General features: G+C 65.8%; 15 protein-coding genes. 3 read left to right on the top strand and 12 right to left on the bottom strand.

Annotated features, from left to right (window positions below; all coding sequences use genetic code 11):
- Positions 1 to 60: 60 nt before the first annotated feature.
- Entirely contained in the window at positions 61 to 1119 is a 1059-nt protein-coding gene (locus H9654_RS02030) for a LacI family DNA-binding transcriptional regulator (RefSeq protein ID WP_191768606.1), read from the top strand.
- A gap of 14 nt (positions 1120 to 1133) precedes the next feature.
- Here the strand turns inward: H9654_RS02030 and H9654_RS02025 are convergent, their stop codons facing one another.
- The 8 genes from H9654_RS02025 to H9654_RS01990 all read right to left on the bottom strand — a co-directional run bounded on the left by H9654_RS02025 (position 1134) and on the right by H9654_RS01990 (position 14610).
- Positions 1134 to 3698: a glycoside hydrolase family 3 N-terminal domain-containing protein gene (locus H9654_RS02025; RefSeq protein WP_406833443.1), complete on the bottom strand. Its 2565-nt coding sequence runs from the start codon at positions 3696 to 3698 to the stop codon at positions 1134 to 1136.
- A complete protein-coding gene (locus H9654_RS02020) occupies positions 3695 to 5104 on the bottom strand; it encodes a sugar porter family MFS transporter (RefSeq protein WP_191768602.1) in 1410 nt (469 codons plus the stop codon). Before H9654_RS02020 ends, H9654_RS02025 begins: the two co-directional genes overlap by 4 nt.
- Positions 5105 to 5151: 47 nt before the next feature.
- Positions 5152 to 6486, bottom strand: a complete 1335-nt coding sequence (xylA, locus tag H9654_RS02015) for a xylose isomerase (protein ID WP_191768600.1) — start codon at positions 6484 to 6486, stop codon at positions 5152 to 5154.
- A complete protein-coding gene (gene xylB, locus H9654_RS02010; protein ID WP_191768598.1) occupies positions 6483 to 8024 on the bottom strand; it encodes a xylulokinase in 1542 nt (513 codons plus the stop codon). Before xylB ends, xylA begins: the two co-directional genes overlap by 4 nt.
- Before the next feature lie 63 nt (positions 8025 to 8087).
- On the bottom strand, positions 8088 to 9617 hold the full coding sequence (locus tag H9654_RS02005; protein WP_191768597.1) for a tryptophan halogenase family protein: 1530 nt from the start codon (positions 9615 to 9617) through the stop codon (positions 8088 to 8090).
- Positions 9618 to 9630: 13 nt separating this feature from the next.
- Positions 9631 to 10650 carry a cupin-like domain-containing protein gene (locus tag H9654_RS02000; RefSeq protein ID WP_191768595.1) on the bottom strand — a complete coding sequence of 340 codons (1020 nt, stop codon included), beginning with the start codon at positions 10648 to 10650 and terminating at the stop codon, positions 9631 to 9633.
- 3 nt (positions 10651 to 10653) lie between these two features.
- Complete coding sequence (locus tag H9654_RS01995; protein ID WP_191768593.1) at positions 10654 to 11412, bottom strand: SapC family protein; 759 nt, start codon at positions 11410 to 11412, stop codon at positions 10654 to 10656.
- 66 nt (positions 11413 to 11478) lie between these two features.
- On the bottom strand, positions 11479 to 14610 hold the full coding sequence (locus H9654_RS01990; RefSeq protein ID WP_191768591.1) for a TonB-dependent receptor: 3132 nt from the start codon (positions 14608 to 14610) through the stop codon (positions 11479 to 11481).
- A 406-nt stretch (positions 14611 to 15016) separates the two neighbouring features.
- Between H9654_RS01990 and H9654_RS01985 the strand changes: the two genes are divergently transcribed.
- Positions 15017 to 16024 carry a LacI family DNA-binding transcriptional regulator gene (locus H9654_RS01985; protein ID WP_225211795.1) on the top strand — a complete coding sequence of 336 codons (1008 nt, stop codon included), beginning with the start codon at positions 15017 to 15019 and terminating at the stop codon, positions 16022 to 16024.
- A 338-nt stretch (positions 16025 to 16362) separates the two neighbouring features.
- Positions 16363 to 16887 (top strand): hypothetical protein, encoded by a 525-nt coding sequence (locus tag H9654_RS01980; RefSeq protein WP_191768587.1) that lies wholly within the window; start codon positions 16363 to 16365, stop codon positions 16885 to 16887.
- A gap of 18 nt (positions 16888 to 16905) precedes the next feature.
- On the opposite strand, the gene H9654_RS01975 is transcribed toward H9654_RS01980, so the two are convergent.
- The 4 genes from H9654_RS01975 to H9654_RS01960 form a co-directional block, all read right to left on the bottom strand.
- Positions 16906 to 17601 carry a L,D-transpeptidase gene (locus tag H9654_RS01975; RefSeq protein WP_191768585.1) on the bottom strand — a complete coding sequence of 232 codons (696 nt, stop codon included), beginning with the start codon at positions 17599 to 17601 and terminating at the stop codon, positions 16906 to 16908.
- 115 nt (positions 17602 to 17716) lie between these two features.
- Positions 17717 to 17986 (bottom strand): hypothetical protein, encoded by a 270-nt coding sequence (locus tag H9654_RS01970; protein WP_042612885.1) that lies wholly within the window; start codon positions 17984 to 17986, stop codon positions 17717 to 17719.
- 118 nt (positions 17987 to 18104) lie between these two features.
- Complete coding sequence (locus H9654_RS01965; protein WP_191768583.1) at positions 18105 to 19487, bottom strand: aldehyde dehydrogenase family protein; 1383 nt, start codon at positions 19485 to 19487, stop codon at positions 18105 to 18107.
- A gap of 28 nt (positions 19488 to 19515) precedes the next feature.
- The gene (locus H9654_RS01960; protein ID WP_191768581.1) at positions 19516 to 21171 is read right to left on the bottom strand and encodes an acetolactate synthase large subunit; all 1656 of its coding nucleotides are present in this window, start codon (positions 21169 to 21171) and stop codon (positions 19516 to 19518) included.
- Between the last annotated feature and the right edge of the window lie 208 nt (positions 21172 to 21379).

The raw sequence follows: 21379 nt of genomic DNA, 5'->3' as shown, positions 1-21379 counted from the left end.
TTGTAAGCTCGGGACGTGCGCGGCTGGCGATGGCGCCACGAAGCACAATGGGAGCGCGTATTGGAGAAGCCGAAGAAATCGGTCCGCCGCAAAGCCAGTGGCGTGACGATCGACGAAGTGGCGGCCTTGGCCGGGGTCTCGCCGATGACCGTATCGCGCGCGATCAACCAGGGCAAAGTCCGCGATGTCACCCGTGAGCGCGTGATGCGCGCGGTGCGTGAACTCGGGTATACACCCAACCTCGCCGCCAGTTCGCTGGCCGCCGCGCAGCACACGCGCATCGCGCTGATCTACACCGATCCCAGTGGTGCCTACCTGCGCGAACTGCTGGTCGGGCTGCTGCGCGTGGCGTCGGGCGCCGCGATCCAGCTGGTCGTCGATTACTGGGACGATCTGGGCCCTGCCGCCGAGCGCAGGTCGGCGCGTGCGCTTGCCGGCCGGGTCGACGGGGTCATCCTGCCGCCGCCTCTGTGCGAGTCCCAGCCCGCGGTGAACGAGCTGCTCAGGGCGGGCATCCCGGTGGTCGCGATCGCATCGGGCCACCTCGGCAACGACATTTCCTGCGTGCGCATCGACGACTTCCACGCCGGCAGAGAACTGGCCGAACACTTGATCCAGCACGGCCACAGCCGCATCGGCTTCATCTGCGGGCGCAGCGACCTCAGCGCAAGCGCGCGGCGCTACGACGGCTTCGTCAGCGCGCTGCATGATGCAGGGCTGGAAGTCGACCCCGCCCTGGTCCAGCAGGGCGACTACACCTACCGCTCCGGGCTTGCCGCCGCCGAGAAGCTGCTGCGCCACCGTCGGCCGCCCACCGCGATCTTCGCCAGCAACGACGACATGGGGGCGGCGGCGATCTCCGTTGCCCACCGGCGCGGCCTCGAGGTGCCACGCGACCTGTCGGTGGTCGGTTTCGATGACACCTCCGCCGCAACCACCGTCTGGCCCGAGCTCACCACTGTCCATCAGCCGATCGCCTCGATGGCCGATGCCGCGATCGAAATCCTGCTGCGCACCATCCGCCGCCGGCAGGAAGGCGTACGTGTACTGACTGACCACGTCGTGCCCCACCGCCTGGTGGTGCGCGATTCGGTCGCGCGTCCTCCTGGGCCTCGTTAGCGCAGCACCCACCGTCACGCGCCCGTGCACTCGATGGTGGTCTCCGCCTCGTTCAGCGCCCCGAGCGCTACGCGCGACACCGCCAGCGTCATCTTCCCCGCCGTGCCGATCGACCAGGGGCGATCCAGCTTGCCGACATCCGCACCCGCGGCGGCAAGGCACTTCAGCGGCACCCCTACGCGTGTCCATTGGCCTGCCGGCAAACGCCCCAGCGTGGGCCCGATTGCGATGCGCGCCGAGCAGCCCGTGCCGCAGCCCACCGACAGCCAGGCATCGCCCTGCGGTGCGGACTCGACCCGCAGGGTGGTCAACAGCATCAGGTCACCGTTGCTTTCGCGCTGCAGGTCCAGCGCCGTGTGCGATTGCAGTGCGGCAGTCGCCTCGCCCTTGCCCGACCAGCTGAGCCGACGCCCGTCTTCCTGCGCCTGATGATCCACGCCGGCAACCGTGAGCAGGTCCGACTCGAGGGCATCCGGTACCTTCGTGACCGTCACCCCCTGCCCCGTGTCGGCTTCCAGTCGCAGTGCCATGCCGGGGCCAGCGTCACCGCGTGCAAAGAACACCCCGACCGCCCCTTCCTTGCCGGTCACACCTGAAATTTCCGGCAGCGGGGCCAGCGCGCCGTTGTCAGCGTAGGTCAGCCCGAAGCCGAACGGGAACAGCGGGTTGTAGTCCTTCTGGCCCACGTTGTTGGCGTACTGGGTCGCCGTGCGCGGCCAACTGAAGCTCAAGGTGCCTTTGAAGTCGTGCTGGACATTGCCATCGGGACCGCGCAGAAGGACATCGGCGATGCCTGCGCCCTCCGAGCCCGGCAGCCATGCTGCGACGAAGGCATCGGCGGCATTGAGCTCACGATTGACCCACAGCGGGCGTCCGCTGAGGAACACCGCGACAACGGGAATGCCATCGGCTTTCAGGCGCTTGAGCAGTGCCAGGTCCGCATCGTCGCCTGGCTTGTACGCCAGTGTCGGCAGATCACCCTGGAACTCGGCATACGGATTTTCTCCGAACACCACCACGGCCGCATCCGGCCGGCTCGCATAGCGTCCGTCGACTGCAAGTTCGGCGTGGCCACCGGCTGCCTTCACCTGCTGCGCGATGCCCTCGAAGATGCTGTCTGCATTCGGGAAATCCTTGCGGGTCGTGCCGGTGCCCTGCCAGTTGAGCGTCCAGCCACCGGCCTGCTTGCCGACATCGTGGGCACCGTCACCGGCCACCAGGATGCGTTGCTTCGGCGACAGCGGCAGCACGCCGCCCTGGTTCTTCAGCAGCACCAGCGACTCGCGTACCGCCTGCCGGGCCACCGCGCGATGGGCCGGTGCACCGATCAGCGCGAACTGGCCGCCGACCGCACGCGATGACGGTTTCCCCGCCTCGAACAAGCCCAGGCGCAGCTTGACCCGCAGGATGCGACGCACCGCGTCATCCAGGCGTTGCGGGCTGATGGTGCCGGCCTTGGCCGCCGCCAGCGTGGTTTCGTAGAAACCCTTCCAGCTGTCCGATGCCATGGCCATGTCCAGGCCGGCGTTGATGGTGGCAGGGCAGTCCGTAGTGGTGCAGCCCTTCACCTGCCCGTGGCCGTTCCAGTCGCCCACCACGAAGCCACCGAAGTTCATGCGTCCCTTCAGTGCATCGGTCAGGTACGGTTTGTGGCCGTGCATTTTCTCGCCGTTGACGCTGTTGAACGATGCCATGACAGTCTGTGCGCCTGCGGCAATGGCCGGCGGATAGCCGGCCGCGTGGATGCGCACCAGCTCGGTTTCATCGATCCGGGCATCGCCCTGGTCTTTGCCATCGACGGTCCCGCCATCACCGAGGAAGTGCTTGACCGAAGCGATCACGTGGCGCTCGTCCAGGAAGGCGGGCGAGCCCACCTTGCCCTGCAGGCCCTCGACCATTGCAGCGGCGTAGCTGGCCACCACCTCCGGCGATTCCGAATAGCCTTCGTAGGTGCGTCCCCAGCGATCGTCCTGCGGTACCGCCACGGTGGGTGCGAAGGCCCACTCCATCCCGGTCACGCGGGTCTCCAGTGCGGTGATCTCGCCGATACGGCGCAGCAGTTCCGGATTGCGGGTCGCGCCCAGGCCGATGTTGTGCGCGAACAGGGTCGCGCCGATGATGTTGCTCTGCCCGTGCACGGCGTCGATGCCGAACAGCACCGGGATCGCCTTGCCGCCCTGCGAGGTGTCCATCGAGGCGGCATGGAAGTCATCGGCCAGTGCCAGCCATTGCGCAGGCGAGGCATCGTAACGGCCGCCGGGGTCTGAGTTGCCGCCTGCCAGGATGGAACCCAGCCGGTAGCGGCGCACGTCGTCCGGGGTGACGCTGGCGATATCCCCCTGCACCAGCTGGCCGACCTTGTCCTCCACCGTCAGGGTCGCCATGAGCTCGTTGATGCGTTTCTCCAGAGTCGCATCCTCGGCCAGCGGCCAGGCGACCTGCGGCCACGCGTTCGGGGCGGCCGGCGCAGCTGCAACGGCTTTCCCATCGTTCCCGCAGGCCGCCACTGCCAGCACCAGCGCAGTCAGCAGTACGCCACCACCGGCCTGCGTGAAGCGTCGATTCGTCATGGTGTTCATCCTTCCATCTGCTCCAGTTCCTTGCCCTTGGTTTCGTGCACGAACCGCAGCACGAAGAACACCGAGATGACCGCCGCCACCAGGTAGAGGCTGTAGGTTGCGGCCAGCCCGATGGCAGCCAACAAAATCGGAAAGGTCACCGTCACGGCGAAGTTGGCGGTCCATTGCGCCGCACCAGCCACCGCCAGCGCCGAGCCGCGTATCTGGTTGGGGAACATCTCGCCCAGCATCACCCACATCACCGGCCCCCAGGAGACGTTGAAGAACACCACGTAGGCATTGGCAGCCACCAGCGCCAGCGTGCCCATGCCACCTGGCAGCTGCAGGCGCCCATCGACCAGCGAGCCGCTGGCGAAGGAAAACACCAGCAGTGCCAAGGCCACCGCCATGCCGGCCGAGCCGACCCACAGCAGCGGCTTGCGTCCGATGCGGTCGATCAGCAGCACGGTCACGATGCAGGCGCCGATGCTGAGCGCACCGGACAGGATGTTGATCAGCAGGGCGTCGTTTTCAGAGAAGCCGACCGCCTGCCAGAGTACGGCGCCGTAGTAGAACACCACGTTGATGCCAACCAGTTGCTGGAAGATCGCCAGGCCGATGCCCACCCAGACAATCGGGCGGACGCTGCCGCTGGCCTTGTCACGCAGGTCCGAAAGCCGCGGGCGATGGTGGTCGGTCGACAGGGAGGCATCGATCTCGGCCAGCTTGGCCTGCGCTTCGGCTGCGCCGAACAACCGCCCAAGCACCTGCAGTGCCTCGTCTTTGCGGCGCTTCACCATCAGGTAGCGCGGACTTTCTGGAATGGCCAACAACAGCACCAGGAACAACAGCGAGGGTACCGCCTGCATCCAGAACATCCAGCGCCAGGCCGCGTGGCCCGCCCACAGCGGCTCGGTCGAGGCACCGGCGGTGGCCGCCAGCAGATAGTTGGACAGGAACGCGGCCGTCAGCCCGCTGATGATCGCGATCTGTTGGACCGTGGCCAGGCGGCCACGGTAACGCGCCGGCGCCACTTCGGCGATGTACGCCGGGGAGATCACGCTGGCCGCGCCTACCGCGAAACCGCCCAGTACCCGCGCGATGATGAACATCGCCGACGATGGGGCTGCACCGGCGCCGATCGCCGACAGCAGGAACAGCACCGCCGATACGATCAGCACGTTGCGGCGGCCAAGGCGGTCGGCCAGGCGGCCGGCGCTGAAGGCGCCGAACGCGCAGCCCAACAGCATCGAGGCGATCTCGAATCCCTGCATCCATTCGCCGGACTTGAACGTCTGGTGCAGTCCGTCCTGGGTGCCATTGATCACGCCGCTGTCGAACCCGAACAGGAATCCGCCAATGGTCGCCACCACGCTGATCAGGACGATCAGTCGGGTGTTCTCGCCGCTGCTCACTGCCTGTTGCATTGCCCTGCCCCTCCCCGGTTGGGTTTCATCGACGCGAGCTTGCGCGGTCAGCGCAGCAGATACTGGTTGATCAGGTTCTCGTAGCGCTCCTGCTTGCCGCTGACCTGCCTGGGCTCGCCGCCCTTCGCACCCAGCGCGGCCAGTTCAGCGAGGCTGAGCGCGCCACTTGCGAACGCCTGGCCGGTACCACTGTCGAAGCTGGCGTAACGCTCCTTCCGCCACTGTTCCAGCGGCGAATCGTTGATCAGCGCATGGGCGACTTCCAGCCCATGGGCGAACGCATCCATGCCCCCGACGTGTGCGATGAACAGGTCTTCCAGGTCGGTCGATTCACGGCGCACCTTGGCATCGAAGTTCAGGCCGCCCTCCAGCCCGCCCTGGCGCAGCACCACCAGCATCGCGCCGACGGTGTCGTACAGGTCGGTGGGGAACTGGTCGGTATCCCAGCCGTTCTGGGCATTGCCGCGGTTGGCATCGATGCTGCCCAGCAGCCCATGGTCCGATGCGACCTGCAGATCGTGCTCGAAGGTATGACCGGACAACGTGGCGTGGTTCGCCTCGATGTTGAGCTTGAAATCCTTGTCCAGGCCATGTTCCTTCAGGAACCCGACCACCGTGGCGCTGTCGAAGTCGTACTGGTGCTTCATCGGTTCCATCGGCTTGGGTTCGATCAGGAAATTGCCCTTCAGGCCGATGCTGCGGCCATGGTCGCGCGCCATGGTCAGGAAGCGTGCAAGGTGTTCGACTTCGCGCTTCATCTGCGTATTGGCGAGGGCGGCATACCCTTCGCGGCCACCCCAGAACACGTAATGTTCGCCGCCCAGTTCAACGGTTGCTTCCAGCGCCGCCTTGACCTGGACGGCGGCCCGCGCCACCACCGCGAAGTCCGGATTGGTGGACGCACCGTTCATGTAGCGTGGGTGCGAGAACAGATTGGCCGTGCCCCACAGCAGCTTCATGCCGGTGTCGTCCTGGCGGGCCTTGGCCAGCGCCACCATGTGCTTGAGGTTCTTCTCGTAGACAGCGACGTCGTCGGCGTCCGGTGCCAGGTCGATGTCATGGAAGCACCAGTACGGCACGCCCAGCTTGGTGAAGAACTCGAACGCCGCGTCCAGCTTCGCCTCGGCGCTGGCCATCGGCGAGCCGGCTTCCCAGGGGAAATGCCGGGTGCCCGGGCCGAACGGATCATGCCCTGCATTGCAGAAGGTGTGCCAGTAGCACACCGCGAAGCGCAGGTGTTCCTGCATGGTCTTGCCCCCGACGCGCTTGTCCGCGTCATACACCTTGAAGGCGAGCGGGTTGTCCGACCCCCGTCCTTCGAAGGGGATGCGGCCGATGCCGGGGAAATATTCCTTGCTGCCGATGAAGGGCTGGGTGGTCATGAGGGGTCTTCCTGTCGTTGTGCGGGGTGTGGCGTTGAGGGGGATCCGTCGCGATACAGCGGCGTGATGGCATCGAGGTGGCGCAGGAACCGTGCATAGGCGGTGGCGTAGGCCTGCATGCGCGCCGGGTCCGGGCGTGCGGACCGAAGCGGATCCAGCGCTACGTACTGGTCGGCGATGTCGGCGATCGAGGTGGCTTCGCCGCGCGCGTGGCCCAGCGCCCACACCGCCTGCAGCGCCGCACCGAACGCGGCGCCTTCAGGCTGGCTGGGTACCTCCACCGGCAGGCCGAATACATCGGCCACCAGTTGCCGCCACTGCGCGCTGTTGCTGCCGCCGCCGGTCAGCACGATGGAATCAAACGACATGCGCGCGCGTACGAAGGCATCGAAGCCGTACTTCAGACTGTAGGTGGCCCCTTCCATCGCCGCCCGATAGACATGCGCCGGCGTCATGTTGGTGGTGTCCAGCCCCGCCAGCACGCCTTTGCCGAACGGCAGGTCCGGCGTGCGTTCACCGTTGAGGTAGGGCAGCATCACCAGCCCGTCGGCACCGGGCGGAGTCGCTCGCAGGTGAGCGTCGCCGTCGCGCGTGCTGAAGCCGAAAGCCGCCGCGACCTGCTCGGTCGCCACGGTGCAGTTCATCGTGCAGATCAGCGGCAGCCAGCCGCCGGTGGACGAACAGAAGGCCGCCCATGCCCCGTCCGGATCGACCACGGGCGTGTCGGAGTAGGCGAACAGCGTGCCCGAGGTGCCGAGGCTCATCGCCAGGCGACCCGGCACCACGCAGCCGGTGCCGATGGCCGCCATCATGTTGTCACCGCCTCCGACAGCCACTTTCACCGTCGCCGGCAGCCCCAACGCCGCCGCCGTGGCGGGGTCGATGTCGAACACTTCTTCAGGCGCGGCGATGCGCGGCAGGCAGGCCGCAAGATCGCGCTCGGGATCGGTCGCATGCAACAGCTCGCTCGACCAGGTGCGGGTGCGAACGTCCAGCCAGCCCGTGCCGGACGCATCCCCGTACTCGCAGAAACGCTGCCCGGTCAACACGAAATTGAGGTAATCGTGGGGCAGCAGGATGCTCGCAAGGCGGGCGTAGGCCTCGGGTCGGTGGGCCTTGGTCCAGGGCAGCTTGGATGCGGTGTACCCGGTGAGGACGGGGTTGCCGGCCAGCGCGATGGTGCGCGCCCTGCCGCCTGCCGCCTGCATGATCTGCCCGCACTCGGCCGAGGTGCTGGTGTCGCACCACAGCTTGGCCGGTGCCAGTACCTCTCCCGCTTCATCGACCGCCACGAACCCGTGCTGTTGGCCCGAGACGGCCAGCGCGGCAATGCGCGAGCGCAGCGCGGGATCGATGTCGACGAAGCAGGCGTGCAGTGCCGCGACCCAGTCCGCCGGCTGTTGTTCACGGCTGCCGTCGGCACCGCTGGCCAGCGTCAACGGCGCGCTGGCGCTGGCCACCACGTTGCGCCCGGCAGGGTCGTAGACCACCACCTTGAGGCTTTGCGTACCCGCGTCGATTCCGGCAACCAGATCCATCGTTTCCACCCGTTTTGGCTTGAAGGTAGCGCTACCAATCAGCGGCAACAGCATGTCGGGCGGCTATGTCACCGCCATGCCCCGTTGCCACGCCTGCGCCGACGCGTTGCAGTAGCGCTCGATGAACGCGGCCTGCGACGGCATCTTCGCCACCTCCTGCTGCACCGGCCGACGGATGCGATCCAGCAGCGTGCGCAGGTCCGCATCACTGATGGCGCGCGACAGCGGATGCGGCGGTCCTGGCTGGATGCCCTGCCCGGTCAGGACGCTGGTCCAGGAGTCGACCCGGAACAGTTCGCCGGGGTCCTGCCAGGCGTGGGCGCGCTCGCGCCACGCGCGCAGTCGGACCTGCAGCGACTCAGGCAGCGCCATCTCCCGACACGCTTTCCACATCGGCTCGTCGCGCTGGTTGGCGTGGTAATGCAGGATGATGAAGTCGCGCACGTGTTCCATTTCCTGGCGGCTGACATCGTTGTAGAGCTCCATCAGCGATGGGCTGATGCCCTCCAGCGGGAACAACTGGATCAGGCGCACTACCGCGCTGATGGTCAGGTGGATGCTGGTGGATTCCAGCGGCTCGATGAACCCACTGGCAAGCCCCAGCGCCACCACGTTCTTGTTCCATGCCTTCAACCGGCGCCCGCTGCGGAACGGGACCAGCCATGGGTCGCGCAGGGGCCGGCCCTCGACGTCACGCAGCAGCTTGGCCTGCGCCTCGTCATCGGACATGTGGCGGCTGGAAAACACCAGCCCACAGCCCACCCGGTGCTGCAGCGCGATATGCCAGCGCCATCCGGCCTCGTGTGCGATGGCGCGCGTGTACGGGACCGGCGGATTCACCGACTCGGTCTGTACCGCAACGGCGCGATCGCTGGGCAACCATTCGTGCCAGTCTTCATAGCCGGTATGCAGGGTCTGCTCGGTCAACAGGCCGCGGAAGCCGGTGCAGTCGATGAACAGGTCGCCCTCGATGACCTGGCCGTCTTCCAGCACCAGCGATGCCACGGCGCCGTCATGGGCGTGCTGGCGGACTTCGCGGATCTTGCCTTCCACCCGGCGCAGGCCGTTTGCCTCGGCCTTGCCGCGCAGGAACCTGGCGTAGAGGCTGGCGTCGAAGTGATAGGCGTAGCTGGCCTGCGGCTGGGTCTGCAGCGAGAACCGGTCTTCCAGCGAGGCCGCACTTTCCAGGCAGAACTCGCCCAGGTCCGAGGGCATGCCCCGGCGCAGGCTCTCCAACCAGAAGTGATGGAACGGCGTGGCCCAGGTGCCCTGCCCGATGGTGCCGAACGGATGGATGAAACGGTCACCGGGGCGACGCCAGTTCTCGAACGAGATCGAGAGCTTGAACGTACCAGCCACTGCGCGCAGGAACTCCTGCTCGTCGATCTGCAGGAAGCGATGGAACATGCGGATGGGCGGCACGGTGGATTCGCCCACGCCGACGGTACCGATCTGCTCGGACTCCACCAGCACGATGTCCAGCTGATCGCGGAACTGGTGGGCCAGCGCGCAGCCGGCAAGCCAACCGGCAGTGCCACCGCCGGCGATGACGACCTTGCGGATCCGACCATCTGTTGTGTCCACAGCGTTCAATGCGATGTCCCCATCAACGGTTGAGTAGCGCCAGCAGCCGGGCACGCATGCGCCGCGCCTGGGTCGTGTCGAACGGTGCCAGCTCGCCCCGTGCGGCTTCGGGCAGATGCTGCCCGGCGCGCTCGGCGGGGCCGAATACGTAGTAGTTGAAGATCGCCGCCCACGCCTGTTTCTCACGCGCTGGCAGATCACGCAGTGCCCACATCGCATGCTGCAGCGCCGGCAGGGGCGAGGCCAGCATGCTCGGCGAACCGCGCCACCAGTAGTTCACCAGTACGTTGAACGGCTCCAGGCTGCGCACGTGGTGCCACCACAGGCTCGGGATGAAGATGGCATCACCGGGCTCCAGTTCGGCGCTCTGCGCACTCGCCAGGGCATCACGGAAACGGGGATGCAGATCGAAATCCGGGCGGTCGAAATCCACCACGCTGACCGCCTGCCCGCCGGGGGTGGGATCCATCGGGCCGGGGTAGAGATTGTCGATCTGCTCGGGCGGAAACAGGGTGAACCGGCGTCGGCCGACCGTGCAGCACGCCAGGTTCTGCGGGGTGTCGTAGTGGCAGGAGGCCGTGACCCGGTTGCCGATCCAGATGCTTGCCGGCGCTTCGATGCCCTGCCCGGCCAGCCCGGCGTCGTTGTGCTCGGTGAACCCGGGCAGCGCACGCGCGACCGGCAGCGAGGCGACGTAGTAGGTCGGCGGGCTGGGCGAAGCGAGATGGTCGGAGATCGCCTCCAGCACCTCTGACAGCACGCCGCGCCGGACCTCGATGTTCAACGCGGTGAAGTCCGCCGTGTAGAACGGTCGCCCTTCAATACCGGGATCGCCGAAAGAATACGGAACCGGCAACCCTGCGTCGAAGCGGCGCAGGTAGGCCATGGCCTCGTGGGGGCCGCGCAATCCGGCCTGCACCAGTCCCCAGTCGCGCACGATGCCACGCAGCACCACCGGCTCGCCAGCGTCCACCAGCGCCTGCAACGGCAGCGCGCCGGGGTCCAGGCCTTCCAGTGCGCGCATGGCAACGGCGTCCCGCATCGGTCAGTTCCTGCCCGCCGTAGACGCAGCATCCTGCATGCGCAGGCGTCGTTGTTTCTCGGCGATCAGGCGGCGCATGTTGTGCAGCGACGCGAGCATCAGATAGGCCCCTTCCAGATAGCCGGCGCGGTTGAGTCCGGCCAACGCGGCGCCGTCCAGCAGCGCCAGGCGATCACGGTCGATCGCGTGCAGCCCGTTGACCGTGAACCGATGTTCCGGATCGACCTGCACATCCAGCGTGACCGGTTGGATCAGCCCTTGCGCGTCCAGCGCGGCGAACATGTCCGCACCGAACGCGTGGCCATCATGGATGCCGCGCAGTACGCTGGCGATATGGTCCAGGTAAGGGGAGTTTCCCCCCTGCGGCAGGAACACCGGCTCACCCTGCATCGCGGTCACGCGCGGATGATCAAGATCCACGTGCAGCACCGCTTCTTGGCTGAGCGCGCCATCGATATGGCGGTCCTGGAAGCCGATCAGAAACGGCCCTTTTGCCGCAGCCCCGGGCAGGTAGGAGGCATTCCAGTGGCCGTCCTGCAGGAACAGATTCTCATGCTGCTCGAACCCGAGCAGCGCTACCGCTTGCCAGGCGCCGCTGTCGACATCGCGGCGCAGGAAGATGGGATATTCCCGTTGCAGTTCGGCGAACTCGCTCGGATAGGCCGGCAGCATGCCCACCGCATCGCCGAATTCGGGCCCGAAGCCGGTCGCCACGCGCAGGTCGTGGTGGGCGATGTTGTTGAGCATTTCGTATCGCGACACGGTGTCGTCCCCTCCCAGCAGGAGCCTTGAACGGGTGCCGCCGGCAAGGCAGCGGCACCCCACGGTTCAGAACCTGTAACGCACGCCGAGCATGTAACGCGGACTCTGGTCCGCCAGCTTCACGATCATCTGCGAGGTGCGCGAACGCCAGCGGACGTCCTCTCCGGTCAGGTTGATCGCCTCCAGGCCGAAGGACCAGTTCTCATTCAGTGTGTAGTTCACGCTGAGATCCCACTGGTCGTATTCTTCCACATAGTAGGGATTGCGGCTGGTGCCCTGGTTGGCCAGGATCAGATACTCGTCACGCCAGTTCCAGGCCAGGCGTACCGACCATCCGTACTTTTCGTACATCAGCATGGCATTGGCGGTGTCGCTGAGGCCGGTGAGCGAGAACTGGTCTATGTTCGGATCCCCCGCATCGTTGTAACCAACGTCGCCGTTGACGATGGTGTAGTTGGCCAGCACGCCGAACCCGGTATCGCCGAAGAAGTACTGGCCACCAAGCTCCCAACCACTCAGCTTGGACTCGTTCTGGTTGATCGGGCGGTTGACGTTGAACTGGTACAGGGGGTCGGCTGCGGTGCCATACAGATCGTAGGCGGCTTCGGTGGACAGCACCTGCGCGTCTGTCCCGTTGTAGGCACCCAGGCCGGCGGGATTGTTGCGCAGCAGTGCCAGCGCGGTGAACAACGCGGTGTCGTTGGCATTGCAGGCCGCCGCATTCGCCGCGCCCACCTGGGTAGCGCAGGCGCCGCTGGTGAGGAAGGCCAGCGCCGCCTGTGCATCCGGACCGGCAGTGGGATCGCGCAGTCCGTACAGGTTTTCCTGGACCACGGTATTGCCGATGAAGTTGGCGACCCGCTTGTTCCAATACGTGACCGACACGTAGCTGGCGTCAGCGAAGTACCACTCCAGCGCCATGTCGAGGTTGTCCGACTCCAGTGGCTTCAGTTGCGGGTTCTGTGCGGTGCCGCTGGCGCGCGAAGACGGATCGATCAGCACCGAGCCGAACGGTTGCTGTGCGGTCGGACCTGCGTAGAGGTTTCCGATCGGCGCACGCGCGATGCTCTTGCCGAACGAGACGCGCCCCTTCAGGTCGTCCATGAGGTCGATGCTGAAATCGAGGTTGGGCAGGACGTAGCTGTAGCTGTTCTTTTCGGTGAACGGCTGTTGCTCATCGGACAACACCACGCGGAAGTCATTGTTGGACTGCCATTCGATGGCCTCCGGAATGGCGATGACCGAAGTGGACACCACATCGGTGGTTTCATAGCGCACGCCCAGGCGGGTATTGGTGCGCAGCCCGCCCAGCTCACCGTCCAGCTCGACCTGGAAATAAGCGGATTTCGTCTTCTCCTCCACCAGGTTGTCGGCGGCGCGCTGCGGGCTCACGCCGAGACTGGCGCCATAGTTGTCCGCCGCCCACTGTGCCAGGCGGCCAGCATCGCCGCGCCAGGCGGTGAAGCTGTTGGCATTGAAGTCGTTGAACAACCCGACGATGTTGACCGGCTGCAGCAGGTCCATCAGCCCATTGGCCACATCCCCGTCGACGTTGGCCACGCCCCAGTCGCCCAGGGTGTTGTAGTTCTCCGCGGCCTGGATGCGGTGGGTGGTCTGCTTGCTCGAATCCACGCCGAACTGGAAGCGACCCTTGTCGAAACTCCACTCACCGTCGACGCGGCCCTGCTTGATCTCGCTGACCTGGGTCTGCGAATTGATGCGCAGCACCTGCGAACCGATCTCGCCCGGCACGAACCCCGGATTGACCACGCCGTTGACCTTGGCGAGTGCATCGGCCGTGCTCGGGTACCAGACCTGCGTGCCCACCGGCAGGCCGTTGTTGAAGTTCATTTCCTGCACCCACGACCCACCGCAATGCGGCCCGGTGGTGCAGTTGTTGGTACCGGCGATGCTGCTGAAGATGGAGCCGCCCCCGGTGAGCGGATCGTTCGGCCGGCTCTCGTTCTTGGAATCGTGCGCGTCGAAGCTCAGCTTGAACCGATCGGTAAGTTGCCACAGTGCATTGAAGCCAAGCGATCCCAGCTTGTACTTCTGCATGCTGCGCTGCTGCTCAAGCCCGAAATCCTTGGTGCCCGCGACCTCTCGGATGTAGATCGGCGTGGCTACCGCGCCGCTGGTGTCGAACTCGACGTCGGTGTAGTTGCTGTTCTGCAGCCACATGCCCTGTTCGCCACGATTTTCGGTGATCTCGTTGGTCGAATAGGTGTAATCCAGGGTCAGCGTCACCGCATCGGTTGGCGCGAACTGCAGCACGGCCTGGCCGTTTATGCGCTCGCGTTCGAACTCGGAAAACGCGTAGCGGAGGTCGTTCGGGCGACCGTACAGCGCGCCCACTGCCGGTGCATTGACCACGGTCGGATTGCCCGGCAGCGTGCCGGTCCACGGCTGGATGTTCCAGTAATTGTTGGTGGCCTGCACCGAGCCACCCTTGCGCTTCTGGTAGCTGGCGCTCACGCCAACACCGAAGGTCTTTTCCGGGTTGCTGTAGCTGAAGAGGCCGGACAGTTCCGGCGTCAGGTCGTCACCGAACGGCTGGCTCTCGTCGGAAACGATCTTCGCGCCGGCACTGGCGACGGTGCCTTGATGGTCGAAGGGTCGCGCCGTCAGGATGTTGATCGTTGCGCCGATGCCACCGCTGGGCACATTGGCCTGGCTGGTCTTGTAGACCTCGATGCCGTTGATGGCCTCGGCGGCAAGCTGGGCGAAGTTGAAGGCACGGGTACCGCCGTCGACACCGCCGATGGCGACCTGTCCAGATGCACCGAAGGCATCGGCGCCGGGCATCTGGCGCCCGTTGAGCGTGACCATGTTGAACTGCGGCCCGAAGCCGCGCGCGGTGACCTGTGCACCCTCACCATCACGGCGTTCGATGGAAATACCGGTGATGCGCTGCAGTGACTCGGCGAGGTTGGTGTCGGGGAACTTGCCGATGTCCTCCGCACTGATGGCATCCACCACGCCGGCCGAGTCGCGCTTGATATCCATCGCCTGGCTGAGGCTGTTGCGGATGCCGGTGACCTGCACGGCGTCCAGCTGGGTCGGGCTCGCCTGGCCCTGCTGCTGCGCCACGGGCGCCGGCGTGGCCGGGTCCTGCGCGAAGGCGGGATTGATGACCAGGACGCCGCCGACGAAGGTGAACATGGCCCTGGAGGTGAACTTCGCCAGCGTCCGGCTCATGGCAGAGCCCTCCAGCCGGGTGTACGACGGACAGTAACAGCGCTCATGACTCTCCCCTCTGACATACGATCGAATGGATGCACCGCCCCTTCTGGGGCACGTACGGGCGACGCCCGTCTTCCAAACCGAACATCGCAGTGCGCGTTGCCTTCACTGCGACTCAAACTCGCTTGCGGATTTGCCAGAACAGCCGCGCGGTAAGGGGGGGGTACCTGCTGGCCTTACTCTGGCTCAGTGGTAGCGCTACCATCACGTCTCGGGCGCAGACTACTCACCCCGGATCGCGCTTGTCATCATGCAGCGCAGCAAAGGAGTTGATTGTTTGAAAAGCAGCCAAAAAGCGGTCCGTCGCAAGGCAAGCGCCGTCACCATCGATGACGTCGCCGCGCATGCGGGCGTTTCGCCGATGACGGTTTCACGTGTCATCAATGGCCATGCCGGCGTGCGCGAAGGCAACCGTGACCGGGTCATGCGCAGCGTGCAGGAACTGGACTACCGGCCCAACCCTGCCGCCAGTGCGTTGGCCGCCGCGCAGCACACCTGCATCGCGTTGATCTACACCAATCCCAGCTCCAGCTACCTGCGCGAGCTGCTGGTCGGCGCGCTGCGCGGGTCTACCCGCTCAGCGGCGCAGCTGGTGATTGCCAGTTGGGATGAGCTGGACAGCCAGGCGCGTCGGGAGGCGGCACGGCAGCTCTCCATCACGGTCTCGGGCGTGATTCTTCCGCCGCCGCTGTGCGAAACAAAGGACATTGTCGATGTCTTCGTCGACGCCGGCATTCCCGTGGTTTCCATCGCGTCCAGCCATTTCAGCGATCATATTTCCTGCGTACGCATCGATGACCGCCAAGCAAGCCGCGACGTCATGTCGCATCTGCTGGCCCACGGACACACGCGCATCGGCTACATCAAGGGCGATCCAAACCAGACCGCCAGCGCGCATCGATGGCAAGGTTACCGGGATGCGCTGGCTGACGCCGGGATCGACTATGACGCCTCCCTTGTCCAGCCCGGTTACTTCACCTACCGCTCCGGACTGGACGCAGCCGAACGCTTATTGGCCCTGGATCAGCGCCCCAGCGCGATCTTCGCCAGCAACGATGACATGGCATCGGCCGTGGTTTCAGTGGCGCACCGGCGCGGCCTGGAGGTGCCCGGCGATCTTTCCGTCGTTGGTTTCGATGACACGTCCGCCGCCACGATGGTGTGGCCGGAACTGACCACCCTGCATCAGCCCGTGGCAGACATGGCCGACAGCGCGGTGGACATCCTGTTGCGGCAGATCCGCCGCACCCCCACCGCTGGCCGCGTGGCCGTCAATCAGGTGCTTGCGCACCGGCTGGTCACGCGTGCGTCCGTATCCGCGCCGTCGCCATCGAAGGACGCCGCGCCCCGTTCAATGCGCTCGGAATGACGTTTGCCGGCAATGTCGTGGCCCCGTGATGGAACGGCGCATCCGCAGTGACATGGCACTGGCGCCGGCAGCACCGCGCGCTACATCGCGCTGCGCAGACTGCCTGCATCGCCCATCCTGCGAGGTACCGACGGTGCGCATCCACCATGTCAATAGTGTTTCCACATGCCCGCCCGGCGGCCGCCTCACAGACAGGCGCACGCACGAGGTGTCGCGGCGGCAGACCGCAGGCGATGCGCTATCCTTGCCCGCCGCATGGCGACGCTCCCCTGGATATGAAAGAACGAGACGGCATCCCCGCTGCAAGGCTGCCCAGCACACGGCTGCGGAGCCGGCGCGTGCGCTGGACCGGCGCGGCGCTGCTGGCGTTGGCCAGCCTGCCGGCGCTGGCTGCCACGCCGCTGGAACTGGCCCACGAGGTCAACACGGAAATCGTGACCAGGCAGGTCATCGAAGAGGGCCAGGCCTTCCTGCGTGCCTTTGGCAGCGGCGAAGGTATCGCCGCTCCCGACGATCCCCCCGCGTGCCGCGAAGCGATCAAGGCCGCGATGGCGGCACATCTGTCAGCCGGCGTGAGGCAGGTAGCCGAGGGCATCCAGGACCCTGTCGAACAGGCCGAATTCGATCAGTTGCTGGCGAGTGTCTACACCCCCGCCGAGCTGAAAGCGTTCCTTGGCCAGCGCGACCAAGTCGAGCTGCCCGAGCTGCTTGCCGCCGTGTTGGCTGCCCCCAAGGTGCGCGCCGCGCATGATGCGCGGATGGAGGCGTTCACCCTCGGCGAACCTGATCCCGCTTCGCCGGAGGGCATGGGCCTGCAGCGTGCCAAGGAAACCTGCGAACGCCTGAGGGCGCAAGCGCGTTGAGTGTCTGCGCCGCGCGTATCAACGCGCGGCTTTTTCGCCGCTGTCTTTCATCGCGGCACGCGTCTGTGCGAACTCAGGAAACGTCTCGGCCACCGACGCTTTGTCCGGAAGCACATAGAACACGCCACCGCGCTCGAACGTGGTGCGGACGATCTGTTCGTAGAACGTCGGCGAGATGTTGATGCACCCGTGGGTGACGCGGTTGTCATCGGGCGAGGCCGAAGCAAGTCGCTCGGCACGCTTCTCTGACGGTACGCCGGTGGTGATGGGATGCAGCGCGACGCCCGAATCGTAGTCGACCCAGAGCACGCGCCCTGCATCGATCGAGGGTCCGTAGCCGCCGATGAAGCGACCCGCCGGGGTTGTGCGGTCACGTCCCGGGATGGCCCGCAGGGCCAGGCCAGCGACGCCGGGCGCGGTGTGGTCACCGGTGGCCGACCCGAACAGCGCGGGCGCGGCACCGCGCAATCGGCCTTCCCCGTCGAAGACCAGGACCTGCGCAGCCGCCTTGTCCATGATCGCAAATGGGTAGCCTTGGCTGTCTTTGGAAGCAACGACCCAGCCGGCCAGTTCGATCACGGTGTCTGACACCGTTTGGCCTTCCGGGAGTTCGTCGACCGCAGCGGCGGATTGCGCGGCGGCGTTCTTCGCGCTCACCGGTGCGGTGCACGCCAACGCCAGCGCGAGTGCCAGCACACCGCAAACGGGCCGCATTCTGGAGGATGGATGAGTACGGATGGGACACTTCCTTTGAATCAGTTTCTACTGCTCCCGAGGAAACCAGTGGCCTGTGCAGGCCACCGGTGCCTGGTTCAAACGTGTCGGGCGATCAACCGCGCGGCTTGCGGCGCGGCGCCTGCTCGAGCTGCTGGACGCGGCCTTCGATCTGGTCGAGGCGCTGGTTGGCCTGGGTCGCGGACTGGTTGGCCGATTCGGCGCTCTGTGCGGCGCCCTGCACCTTCACGTCGAGCTGGTCGAGGCGCGAATCGATGCGTGCGAAGTCGTCCTTATAGGTAGCGCAGGCGCTCAGGCTGACACCAGCGATGAGGGCGATACCAAGGTTGCGTGCGGTCGTCAGATTGGGTTTGCTGAGGAACATTTCACCATCTCCTTCTTCGGGGGTGTTCGGACTATAGCGGCGTTTTCGGCTGTGCCAAGACCGACGTTCAGTTGATGCCGGGAGAAGTAGAGGTAGCGTGAAGGCGGCGCATTCCCGCTCAGCTTCTATGCATCAGGATCATCTTCTCCTGCGACATGTCCCGCATGGTGTAAGGAATGCCGCCGGTGCCGTAGCCCGATTCGCGGCGGCCGGCGAACGGCATCCAGTCGGTGCGGAACGCGGTGGCGTCGTTGATCATCACCGCCGAGGCATCCAACCGGTTGGCCGCGCGCATGGCGATGTCGATATCCTGCGCGAAGATGCTGGCCTGGAAGGCGGTCGGCAGCGAGTTCGCCCGGGCAATGGCTTGGTCCAGATCCGAATATCGATACACCGCCACCACCGGCCCAAACACTTCCTGCGTGGTCACCCGCGCATCAGCGGCCGGATCGAGCAGCACGGTCGGCTGCAGCGTGGTCTCGGAAAGCCGTTTGCCGCCGCTGGCGAGCTTCGCACCGCCCTTCACGGCTTCGTCGATCCACTCGGCCACCCGGTCGGCCTCGCGGGGCTGGATCAGCGGCCCCACGTCGGTGTCTTCCAGGGTGGGATTGCCGGTACGCAGCCGTTCCACCCGGGCAATCAGCGCCTCGGTGAAGTCGTCGGCGATACTGTCATGGACGAAAATTCGCTGGGTGGAAACGCACACTTGGCCGGCGTGGTAATAGCCGCCCTTGACGATGGGTTCGATGATTTTTGACAGGTCCGCACTGCGGTCGACAACGGCCGGCGCAACCCCGCCGTGCTCCAGTGCCGAGCGGGCGCCGTGTGCCAGCTTGCTGTGCAGCGACCACCCTACCCTGGCCGATCCGATGAAGCTCAGGAAGGCAACGCGCTTGTCGGTGGCCAGTGCCTCGGCCAGGTCGTTGCCTTCCGGCAGAAAGCTCTGGCACCACGGCTCGGGCAGCCCGGCTTCATGCACCATCGCCACGAAATCGAAGCAGGAAAGTGGCGTTGCCGATGCGGGTTTGATGATCACCGGGCACCCCACGGCGATCGCCGGGGCGACCTGGTGCACGATCAGGTTGAGCGGGTGGTTGAACGCCGAGATCGCCGCCACGATGCCGATGGGCTCGCGGGTGGTGAATGCCCAGCGCCCCACCGCCGCAGCTGAAAGACCCATCGGGATCTCCCGACCACCAAAGTTGCGTAGTTCGTCGGCGGCGTTGTGGACGCCATCGATGGCACGCGTGGTTTCGATGATGGCGTCCGGCAACGGCTTGCCACCCTCGCGTGCGATCTGCAGGGCGAGGTGGTCGCGCTTGGCGTCCATCAACGCAGCCAGCCTGCGCAGGATCGCGATGCGTTCGTGCGGCGGCAGCCAGCCGTCGCGATCCTTGAAGACACGCTCGGCGGCACTGAGCTTGTGTTCCAGCGCCGCGGCGGTGTCGAATCCAATTTCCGTGATGGGCGCGCGGTCGAAGGCCTGTACGACGGTCAGCATGTTGGGCTCCTTTCCAGGGTACGGGCGGTCATGCGCAGCCCACGTCGGGCGTGCGGTTGCGCAGTTCATCCACCAGCACGCGGGTGTTTTCGGAATAGTCGATCGGCACATCCAGCACGTGCACGCCACCACCGGAGAAGGCCGCTTCGATCATCGGCACCAGCTCCTCGACGGCGGTCACCCGGCTGCCCTTCGCGCCGTACGCCTCGGCATATTTCACGAAGTCCGGGTTGCCGAAGCGCATGCCGAAATCCTCGAAGCCATCCACCGCCTGCTTCCAGCGGATCATGCCGTAGGCGCTGTCGTTGAGGATCACCACGACCAGGTTGAGCCCCAGCCGCACGGCGGTTTCCATCTCCTGCGAGTTCATCATGAAGCCGCCGTCGCCACACACCGCCATGACCCGGCGCTGTGGATACAGCATCGCCGCCATCATCGCCGACGGCAGGCCGGCGCCCATCGTGGCGAGCGCATTGTCGAGCAGCAGCGTATTGGCCACATGCGTGCGGTAGTTGCGGGCAAACCAGATCTTGTACATGCCGTTATCGAGGCAGACGATGCCATCGTCCGGCACCGCCTGGCGCACGTCGTGCACTATCCGTTGCGGGGTGATCGGGAACCGGTCTTCTTCGGAACGATCATTCAGCCGGGCGAGGATCTTCTGCCGCAGTCCGGTCATGCCTTCGTCGGTAGCCAAGCGGCCTTCCAGCCGCTCCGCCAACGCATCCACCGAGGCGCCGATGTCGCCCAGCACTTCGATATCCGGGTGGTAGACCTGCTCGACCGTGGCCGACTGGAAACTGATATGGATGATCTTCGGCCCGCCGCTGCTCTTCATCAGGAAGGGCGGCTTTTCGACCGTGTCATGGCCGATGGCGATGATCAGGTCGGCGCGGGCCACCGCCTCGTGGACATAATCCCCTTCGGACAATGCGGCCGTGCCCATGTAAAGGTTGGAGCCGCCGGTAACGGCGCCCTTGCCCATCTGGGTATTGAAGAACGGCAGGCGTGTGCGCGCCACGAACGCGGACAGCGCCTCGGTCAGCCACGGCCGGCTTCCGGCTGCGCCGATCATCACCAGCGGTCGCTTTGCCGCGAGGATGGCCGCTTCAGCCCGATCGAGCGCGGCAGGCGCCGCGATGGGCCGCTCCAGCGCATGGACGGGGATGACCGGGATATCCTCCACTTCCTCACCGGCGATGTCCTCCGGCAGTTCCAGATGGACCGGCCCGGGCCGCTCTTCCATTGCCACACGGAACGCATCACGCACCATGGCGGGGATCGACGCCGGGCTGACGATCTGCCGCGTCATTTTCGTGAGCGGCTTCATCGACGCCACGATATCCACGATCTGGAAGCGCGCCTGCTTGGCACTCATTACCGCCTTCTGGCCGGTGATGAGGATCATCGGCCACGCGCCCAGATGGGCATACGCCGCACCGGTGGAGAAGTTCAGCGCGCCCGGGCCCAGCGTAGCCAGGCACACGCCGGGCCTGCCGGTGAGCCGGCCGTGGGTGGCGGCCATGAAGGCGGCTGCCTGCTCATGGCGGGTGAGGACGAGTTCGATCTTCGAGTTCCGGAGTGACTCCAGGAAGTCCAGATTCTCCTCGCCCGGCACGCCGAAGATGCGGTCTACGCCCTCGTTTTCCAGCGCCTTGACCAGTAGATCCGAGCCCTTCTGCATAGCGTCGATCCTTGCGGTGAGGATGCAGCCACTATACGCCGGGGGTATTACGCTGAGCCTGTAACTGAATGGTGACGCGTGGAACGCTCTGTAACCACTACAAGCCGGCGCCCGCTCGCGCCGACCGCTCAGCCAATGAAGCCTCAAGCAGGTTCACATGAGTCTCCAGCCTGCTGCGGATGCCGACCAGAACCCAGCCGAGGGCATA

Source organism: Stenotrophomonas lacuserhaii, from assembly GCF_014836545.1.
Taxonomy (GTDB): Bacteria; Pseudomonadota; Gammaproteobacteria; order Xanthomonadales; family Xanthomonadaceae; genus Stenotrophomonas; species Stenotrophomonas lacuserhaii.
The sequence above is the reverse complement of the archived record's forward strand: the minus strand, read 5'-3'. Positions and strand labels throughout refer to the sequence as shown.

Coding starts and splice junctions, on each gene's coding strand:
- H9654_RS02020 (WP_191768602.1), bottom strand. CDS start 5,104: ATGCAACAGGCAGTGAGCAGCGGCGAGAACACCCGACTGATCGTCCTG.
- H9654_RS02000 (WP_191768595.1), bottom strand. CDS start 10,650: ATGCGGGACGCCGTTGCCATGCGCGCACTGGAAGGCCTGGACCCCGGC.
- H9654_RS01975 (WP_191768585.1), bottom strand. CDS start 17,601: ATGCGGCCCGTTTGCGGTGTGCTGGCACTCGCGCTGGCGTTGGCGTGC.
- xylB (WP_191768598.1), bottom strand. CDS start 8,024: ATGGATCTGGTTGCCGGAATCGACGCGGGTACGCAAAGCCTCAAGGTG.
- H9654_RS01985 (WP_225211795.1), top strand. CDS start 15,017: ATGACGGTTTCACGTGTCATCAATGGCCATGCCGGCGTGCGCGAAGGC.
- H9654_RS01990 (WP_191768591.1), bottom strand. CDS start 14,610: ATGAGCCGGACGCTGGCGAAGTTCACCTCCAGGGCCATGTTCACCTTC.
- H9654_RS01960 (WP_191768581.1), bottom strand. CDS start 21,171: ATGCAGAAGGGCTCGGATCTACTGGTCAAGGCGCTGGAAAACGAGGGC.
- H9654_RS01965 (WP_191768583.1), bottom strand. CDS start 19,487: ATGCTGACCGTCGTACAGGCCTTCGACCGCGCGCCCATCACGGAAATT.
- xylA (WP_191768600.1), bottom strand. CDS start 6,486: ATGACCACCCAGCCCTTCATCGGCAGCAAGGAATATTTCCCCGGCATC.
- H9654_RS01970 (WP_042612885.1), bottom strand. CDS start 17,986: ATGTTCCTCAGCAAACCCAATCTGACGACCGCACGCAACCTTGGTATC.
- H9654_RS02025 (WP_406833443.1), bottom strand. CDS start 3,698: ATGAACACCATGACGAATCGACGCTTCACGCAGGCCGGTGGTGGCGTA.